Origin of the sequence: Microbacterium sp. B24 (genome assembly GCF_000333415.1) — a bacterium.
GTDB lineage: Bacteria > Actinomycetota > Actinomycetes > Actinomycetales > Microbacteriaceae > Microbacterium.
This window is the reverse complement of sequence record NZ_BADB01000109.1, coordinates 1-6,656: the sequence shown is the minus strand read 5'-3', so window position 1 is coordinate 6,656 and position 6,656 is coordinate 1. Positions and strand designations below refer to the sequence as shown.

At 68.7% G+C, this 6,656-nt stretch carries 10 protein-coding genes and 1 pseudogene; 3 read left to right on the top strand and 8 right to left on the bottom strand.

The window, feature by feature from the left end:
- The 5 genes from groEL to I5I_RS02375 form a co-directional block, all read right to left on the bottom strand.
- The coding region (groEL, locus tag I5I_RS02395) for a chaperonin GroEL (protein ID WP_036316069.1) at nucleotides 1-824 on the bottom strand (824 nt) is incomplete at its 3' end.
- Nucleotides 825-957: 133 nt separating this feature from the next.
- Nucleotides 958-1,161: a cold-shock protein gene (locus tag I5I_RS02390; protein WP_005051075.1), complete on the bottom strand. Its 204-nt coding sequence runs from the start codon at nucleotides 1,159-1,161 to the stop codon at nucleotides 958-960.
- Between the two features lie 161 nt (nucleotides 1,162-1,322).
- Complete coding sequence (locus I5I_RS02385; RefSeq protein ID WP_036316067.1) at nucleotides 1,323-1,895, bottom strand: LytR C-terminal domain-containing protein; 573 nt, start codon at nucleotides 1,893-1,895, stop codon at nucleotides 1,323-1,325.
- 9 nt (nucleotides 1,896-1,904) lie between these two features.
- Complete coding sequence (locus I5I_RS02380; RefSeq protein ID WP_036316065.1) at nucleotides 1,905-2,174, bottom strand: DUF3263 domain-containing protein; 270 nt, start codon at nucleotides 2,172-2,174, stop codon at nucleotides 1,905-1,907.
- An 18-nt stretch (nucleotides 2,175-2,192) separates the two neighbouring features.
- Complete coding sequence (locus tag I5I_RS02375) at nucleotides 2,193-3,182, bottom strand: DUF2332 domain-containing protein (RefSeq protein WP_036316064.1); 990 nt, start codon at nucleotides 3,180-3,182, stop codon at nucleotides 2,193-2,195.
- Nucleotides 3,183-3,256: 74 nt separating this feature from the next.
- On the opposite strand from I5I_RS02375, the gene msrB reads away from it, so the two are divergent.
- A complete protein-coding gene (gene msrB / locus I5I_RS02370) occupies nucleotides 3,257-3,673 on the top strand; it encodes a peptide-methionine (R)-S-oxide reductase MsrB (RefSeq protein WP_036316062.1) in 417 nt (138 codons plus the stop codon).
- Nucleotides 3,670-4,296: a nitroreductase family protein gene (locus tag I5I_RS02365; protein ID WP_036316061.1), complete on the top strand. Its 627-nt coding sequence runs from the start codon at nucleotides 3,670-3,672 to the stop codon at nucleotides 4,294-4,296. The genes msrB and I5I_RS02365 overlap by 4 nt, the downstream gene beginning before the upstream one ends.
- 17 nt (nucleotides 4,297-4,313) lie before the next feature.
- Here I5I_RS02365 and I5I_RS02360 read toward each other — a convergent pair whose 3' ends face one another.
- Complete coding sequence (locus I5I_RS02360) at nucleotides 4,314-5,267, bottom strand: DMT family transporter (protein WP_083867905.1); 954 nt, start codon at nucleotides 5,265-5,267, stop codon at nucleotides 4,314-4,316.
- 216 nt (nucleotides 5,268-5,483) lie between these two features.
- On the opposite strand from I5I_RS02360, the gene I5I_RS02355 reads away from it, so the two are divergent.
- Nucleotides 5,484-5,621, top strand: a complete 138-nt coding sequence (locus I5I_RS02355; protein WP_198013032.1) for a hypothetical protein — start codon at nucleotides 5,484-5,486, stop codon at nucleotides 5,619-5,621.
- Nucleotides 5,622-5,665: 44 nt separating this feature from the next.
- Here the strand turns inward: I5I_RS02355 and I5I_RS02350 are convergent, their stop codons facing one another.
- Both I5I_RS02350 and I5I_RS17245 read right to left on the bottom strand, forming a co-directional pair.
- Entirely contained in the window at nucleotides 5,666-6,415 is a 750-nt protein-coding gene (locus tag I5I_RS02350) for a hypothetical protein (RefSeq protein WP_036316057.1), read from the bottom strand.
- Nucleotides 6,412-6,656, bottom strand: a pseudogene (locus I5I_RS17245) (hypothetical protein); the annotation flags it as partial. The pseudogene I5I_RS17245 and the gene I5I_RS02350, both read right to left, overlap by 4 nt.

Genomic DNA, 6,656 nt, shown 5'->3' with positions numbered 1-6,656 from the left:
ATTCGAGCTCGGTCCCGGGGATCCTCTAGAGTCTTGTTGAGCACGAGGGTCGCGAGAGCCTCACCCTCGACGTCCTCGGCGATGATGACGAGCTCCTTGCCCTCCTGGATCACCTTGTCGACGATCGGCAGCAGGTCCTTGATGTTGGAGATCTTCTGGTTCGCGATGAGGATGTACGGGTCCTCGAAGACGGCCTCCTGGCGCTCCGGGTCCGTGACGAAGTAGGGGTTGATGTAGCCCTTGTCGAAGCGCATGCCCTCGGTGAGCTCGAGCTCGGTGCCGAACGTGTTCGACTCCTCGACGGTGACGACGCCTTCCTTGCCGACCTTGTCGATCGCCTCGGCGATGAGCTCGCCGATCTCGGGGTCTGCGGCGGAGATGGATGCCGTGGCGGCGATCTCCTCCTTGGTCTCGACCTCCTTGGCGGACGCGAGCAGCTCGTCGGAGAGCGCCTTGACGGCCTTCTCGATGCCCTTCTTCAGGGAGATGGGGTCGGCGCCGGCTGCGACGTTGCGCAGACCTTCGCGCACGAGGGCCTGGGCGAGGACGGTGGCCGTCGTGGTGCCGTCACCGGCGACGTCGTCCGTCTTCTTGGCGACCTCCTTGACGAGCTCCGCGCCGATCTTCTCGTACGGGTCGTCGAGCTCGATCTCCTTGGCGATCGAGACACCGTCGTTCGTGATCGTGGGGGCGCCCCACTTCTTCTCGAGCACGACGTTGCGACCGCGCGGGCCCAGGGTCACCTTGACGGCGTCGGCCAGGATGTTCAGGCCACGCTCGAGGCCACGGCGGGCCTCCTCGTCGAAAGCGATGATCTTTGCCATAAGTGTGTCGTCCCTCCCGGACGTGAGGATGAGTCTTTAGCACTCGCGATGATTGAGTGCTAACTCATTCTGGCACTCTGGCATGACGAGTGCAAGCCGCGCCGAGCGGGCGCGATGGGAGGGCCGGACGGCGTCAGGCGACGACGCGGACCGACTCGGCCTGGGGGCCCTTCTGACCGGCTCCGACGGTGAACTCGACCGTCTGCCCCTCCTCCAGGACGCGGAATCCCGACATGTCGATGTTGGAGTAGTGGACGAACACGTCCTGGCCGTCGGTCACGGTGATGAAGCCGAAACCCTTCTCGGCGTTGAACCACTTGACGGTGCCTTGGGCCATGCGAATCTCCTGATGCTGCGGTGGGACGTCGCAATGCTAACCAGCGCGAGGGCGGCGAAATCGCCGTTCCGGCAACTGTTGACACGGGCGCATCGAACTGTTCACACGCGCGAAACACGCTCGGCGCTCATGACCACGCTCGTGATCACCGGGCGGTGGGGTCAGCCGGCCGGAGTGGCTCCGGCATCCGTGCGATCCGCGCCGATGACGACGACGAGGAGCTTGCTGCCGTCGCCACCCGCAAGAGAGGCGTAGGCGTCGCTGAGGGTCACCGCCGCGCCGCCGATCACCTGGGCGAGGCCGCGCGCCGCCCCTTCTTCGGCGGGGTCGGAGTAGAAGACCGTCGTGGTCGGGAAGTCCTTGGAGCTGGCGTCGCCGGCGGTGACTCTGTCGGACGCCCATCCGGCCGCGACGATGGTCTGCGCGAGGGAGCCGGCCAGACCCGACTGCGTCGTCGCATTGAGGACCGTCACCGCGTAGGACGTGTCGATGACCGGCTCGGCGGTCGCGATGGTCGTCGGCGTGGCGCTCGGCGTGGGAAAGAGGGTGACGCGGCCAGTGGCGATCAGCGTGCCGAAGATGCCGACCGCGACCAGAACGACGATCGCGATGATCGACCACAGCACCACGACTCCGCCTCGCAGACGCGGATTCTCGGCGCGGTGAGCACCGATGCGCCCTCCCTCGAGGGCGAGATCATCGAAGCGGTCTTTCTGCGGGGGCGTACTCGGCACCCCAGAATGCTATCGGCCTGTTCCCGTGCGGACGGCGGGAACGGCCGCGCGTCCCTCGCGCTCGCTCTCGCGCGCGTCGCGGAGCCGGCGCAGACGGTGCACCAGCATGGCGTCGTGCGCCGCGGCATCCGGTTGATCGATGATGCGGGCGAGCAGCTGGTAGTACCGGGCCGGCGCCAGGTCGAGTTCGGCGCGGATGGCCTCCTCCTTCACGGCGTCGTGTGCGATCCACCGCGACTCGAAGTCGAGGAGGAGACGATCGCGGTCGGAGAGGGGCACGTCCTCACGCTAACCCCGTCAGCCGCGCCCGCCGGGATGCCACTCCAGCCATCGCCCAAGAGGATCGGCACGGCCGAGGACGATGCCGTCTCGTGCGAGCGCGAAGCCTTCCGCCGCGCGCGTCGCCGGCGCGCCACCGCGCCAGCCCTCGTGGAGAGCGGGGGCATCGAGGGTGATCCATCGTCCCGCGGCGGATGCCGCCTCGATCAGCTCGTGTCGCGCGTGCCATCCGAGATGGGCCAGGACACCCGGCGTCTGAACGACGAGTGTCGCCTCCCGCGGCGCCGCCGCGACCGCGCGGGTGAGCTGTTCGACGCCGTCTCCCGCGAACATGAGGGGCGGGTCCGCCGCCGCGATGCGCAGCGCGGAACGCACCCGATCCGCGCGTCCGGTCTCGCCCGGCCAGACGAGAGCCGTCAACCACGCCTCGGTGGCGGGGTCGGCCGGATCCAGTGGCGCGAGATCGATGCCCGCCCGCCAGACGATCTCCGGATGCCGCAACGGGGGCACGTGCTGACCGCGCAGCTCGCTCTCGAGCACGACCGACGACGCCCCGTCGGGGGGATCGAGCGCGATCTCACCGGCGACGCCTCGATACCGGTACGAGTAGCGGTCGGGGTAGAGGCACAGTCCCGCGCTCGCTCCGACCTCCAGCAGCGCGATCGGCCCGTCGATGCCCGCAAGCGCGGGCAGCAGGGCGGCGCACCGGAGGGGTTCGTTGGACTGCAGAGTGCGCGCCGTGCACTCCGCGACCAGCTCGTCGCCGTGGGCGAGCACCCACTCCCGCCATTCGCGGTACCCGCCCTCGCCGGATCCGAGCATCCGCGCGGCGGCGAAGACGAGCGGGGGCTGACGATGAGAAGGCGCGATCCTACCGAGCACCTCCTGCGCCTCGGCATCCGCCGCGACTCCGGCGGCCCACTCGCCGTACAGCGCGGAACGTCCGGGAGCCTCCTCGCGGGCGAACCGGCCATAGCGGGCCGACACCGATTCTGGGAGGGAACTCATGGGTGACATTCTCGCGGGCCGAGCCGACCGCGGCCTGCGTCGGGTTGAATGGTGGGTGGAGTAAGGAGCCAGACATGACCTACCGCGTGACCAAGACCGACGACGAGTGGCGTTCGGAACTCACCGCCGAACAGTACGCGGTGCTCCGCCAGGCGGGCACCGAGCGCGCCTGGACCGGCGAGCTGCTCGACGAGAGCCGCGCCGGTCTCTACACGTGCGCCGCCTGCGGCGCCGAACTGTTCCAGAGTGGAACGAAGTTCGACTCGCACTGCGGGTGGCCGAGCTTCTACGAGTCGGTGCGCCCCGAGGCCGTCGAGCTGATCGAAGACCGCAGCCACGGCATGGTCCGCACCGAGGTGCGCTGCGCGAACTGCGGCTCGCATCTCGGACATGTCTTCCCCGACGGCTTCGGCACGCCCACCGGCGACCGGTACTGCATGAACTCGCTGTCACTGTCGTTCACCCCGGCCGCGGAGGCGGACGCGTCGTGATCGAGACGATCACGGACTACCCCGCACTGGCGGCGGTGCGAAACCGTCGCTCCTGGTCGAAGGTGACGGATGCCGCGCCCACCCGGGCCGAGCTTCTCACCCTGATCGCGGCAGCGGGGCGGGTCGCTGACCACTCCTCGCTGCGACCGTGGCGTGTGATCGAGCTGCGCGGAGATGACCGGGCGACGCTCGGCGCCGCGATCGCCAAGGCCGAGGGCGACGACAAGCCGTCGACGAAGCCTCTGCGCGCCCCGCTGCTCCTCGCCGTGGTCGCCAGCTACCGCAAGAGCGAGAAGGTTCCGCGCTGGGAGCAGGAGGCGGTTGCCTCGGGCGTCGCCCATGTGCTCAGCCTCCTGCTGGATGAGGCGGGCTGGGGCGTCATCTGGCGCACCGGTCATTACACGCGAGCCAAGGCGGTCGCCAAGGCGCACGGACTCACGAAGGACGAGGAACTGCTCGGCTGGCTGTATGTCGGCGGCAAGCCCAGCGGCGCACGTCCCGGCCGGCGCAAGAGCGTCGATCCGCGCGCACATCTGAGCCGCATGCCCGCCTCCGCGAAGGCGGCGGACAAGGACGGCGGGGCGACGACGACCGGCGCGAAGAAAGACAAGAAGAAGAGCTGACGGGCCCTGGCGGCCGATCAGTGTCGCTGTCGCCGCCAGGGGGCGAGGGCGACGATGACCGAGCTTGCGGCCACCACGACCATCAACAGTTCGGTTCGCCAGCCGGGCCCGGCATCGGCGGGCCACACGGCATCGAGGGCGAATGCAGTGGCGAGCTGGCCGACCACGACGCCGAGGCCGAGCAGCAGAACGCCGGTGTGGGCGACGAGCGCCGCCGACAGGAAGATGTAGATCACCCCGACCACGCCGCCGAGGTAGAGCCACGCCTCGGTCGGCAGTGCGCGGGGCGCGCCGACGACGGCGACGTGAACGATGGCCGCGATGGCGAGGACCACCGTTCCACCGAAGAAATTGACGAAGGTCGCGGTCAACGGCGTCCCGACGCGCTGGCGCAGCCGCCCGTTTGTCGCCTGCTGCCACGCGATGCCGACACCGGCCAGAAAGGGCAGCACCAGCATCCACAAGGGCACGCGCTCCACCACGCCGCCCTGCAACGAGATACCGACGGCGATGAGGGCCAGTGCGCCGCCCGCGATGCGTGGCATGGTGACCGCGACGACGCCCGCCGGGCCGTAGCCGACGCGGTCGAGCACCAGGCCGTTCAGTGTCTGTCCGGCCACGACCCCGACAGTGAACAGGGAAACGCCGATCACGGCGACGGCGAGGCCTTGCGTTGCGACGGTGAGCGCTCCGGCGAGGCCGCCTGCCAGCATCCACCACGGGATCGTGCGCGCCCGGATGCCGGCGACCAGAGCGCCGAAACCTCGGCGGCCCGTCGGCAGCAGCGCCGACACCACAGCCAGCACCAGGAGGCCCGACCCGAAGGAGATGACCGCGGCGACGAGCCCGTCACCGATGCGCAGACCGAGTTGCCCGTTGATGCGGGCTTGGAGCGCCGTCAGCACGCCGACCAGCACGGCACCACCGAGAGCCACACCGGCGGGAAGCCGGGGCGTCGTCGGTGCGGTCACGACTCCTCAGCCTAGCCGGGCGCGTGGGAGAGGAGCCGATCGGTCAGTCGTAGCCCAGAATGCAGATCGCTTCGGTGACGGTGTCGGGTTCGGTACGCGGCTCGTGCTCGTCCACGAAATCGAATCTAGGGGTGCGAGCCGGCGGATGCCGAGCGCATCGCCGTGGATAACGCGATGGACACGCGATGGACACAGCGGACTCGCTACGATCACCGCATGGCCTTTCGCGACCTCCCCGCCCCCGAGCGCCGACTCGTCATCTGGCAGTTCGTCGGCGTCGGCACTCTGATGATCGGCGTGGGCGTGCTCGTCTGGGCAGCCGTCGCCTACTATCAGTCGGTCAGCCTCGGCTGAATCGAGTTCGCGTCTGGTGTCTGTGTCGTTCGACGAGCGGGCGCTTAGGCAGGCTCCGCTCGGCGCTCGTCCACGATCGCGGCTCCGCGACGGCTGCGAGCGGCGAAGCGCACGGCAAGTCCGAACAGGATGACACCGGCGACAGCGGCGGCAGGTGCGGCGAGCAGGCCGAGGTAGAGGGGCACCGTGCCGAGGAAACCAGCGACGAAGCCGATAGTGAGGGCCCAGTCTCGCGTCATTCCGCCGCGCTGAAGACTCGGCGCGGTCGCGACGGCCACGGCAATGCCGATGAATGCAGCACTCAACGCGCCCACCGCCCACAGGCTCTCCACGTTTGGGATGACGCCGCCGCCATCTCGAAGAACTGCAAGGTTCAGGGCCGCCATAGCCGCGAGCGCCGCGAATGCAGACGCGACCGCCGGCACAGCGGTGCGGACGCTCCATCGCCCGTCAGTAGCTGCACGAAGACTCCAGACCGACACACTGAGCAGGAGCGGACCGACGAAGAGCCACAGCGGATTACCTACCGCGTTGTTACCGCCCAACGCAAGGATGTACCCCACCGCGAGCGCAACCGTTCCGAGCGCAGACGCGGCAATCGGGAGGATATGGCGAGTGCGCTCGAAGAGACCAGCAGCTCGCATCGCCGCCCGCTCTTCTTGGCTGAGCTGTGTGGAGTCGGAGTGCTCACAACGCTCCATATGCAAATCAATGAGCGCAGCCCCGTGCGTTTCGCGCCACCTCCGCGGGTACCAGCGAAGCATCCGTTCGACATCGCGCTCGATCGTGCTCATGCCGTGACCGCCTTCCCGTTGACTTCCCGAAGTCGTCGCTGAGCTAGCTGAGCATGAGCTGCGAGCTGGTCGGCGCGGCGCTTCAGTATCTGCATCCCGTCTGTGGACAGCACGTAGTAGCGCCGCGTGCGCTTGTGCACGACTTCCTCACCGTCGGGAAGAATCCAGCTCTTACTCGCCATGGATTCCAGTGCGGCGTAAAGCGTGGCGACGGACTCTAGAGGATCCCCGGGACCGAGCT

What these genes read in the sequence shown, in the direction of transcription:
- I5I_RS02390 (WP_005051075.1), bottom strand. Translation starts at nt 1,161, where the DNA reads ATGGCCCAAGGCACCGTCAAGTGGTTCAACGCCGAGAAGGGTTTCGGC.
- I5I_RS02375 (WP_036316064.1), bottom strand. Translation starts at nt 3,182, where the DNA reads ATGAGTTCCCTCCCAGAATCGGTGTCGGCCCGCTATGGCCGGTTCGCC.
- msrB (WP_036316062.1), top strand. Translation starts at nt 3,257, where the DNA reads ATGACCTACCGCGTGACCAAGACCGACGACGAGTGGCGTTCGGAACTC.
- I5I_RS02355 (WP_198013032.1), top strand. Translation starts at nt 5,484, where the DNA reads ATGGCCTTTCGCGACCTCCCCGCCCCCGAGCGCCGACTCGTCATCTGG.
- I5I_RS02350 (WP_036316057.1), bottom strand. Translation starts at nt 6,415, where the DNA reads ATGAGCACGATCGAGCGCGATGTCGAACGGATGCTTCGCTGGTACCCG.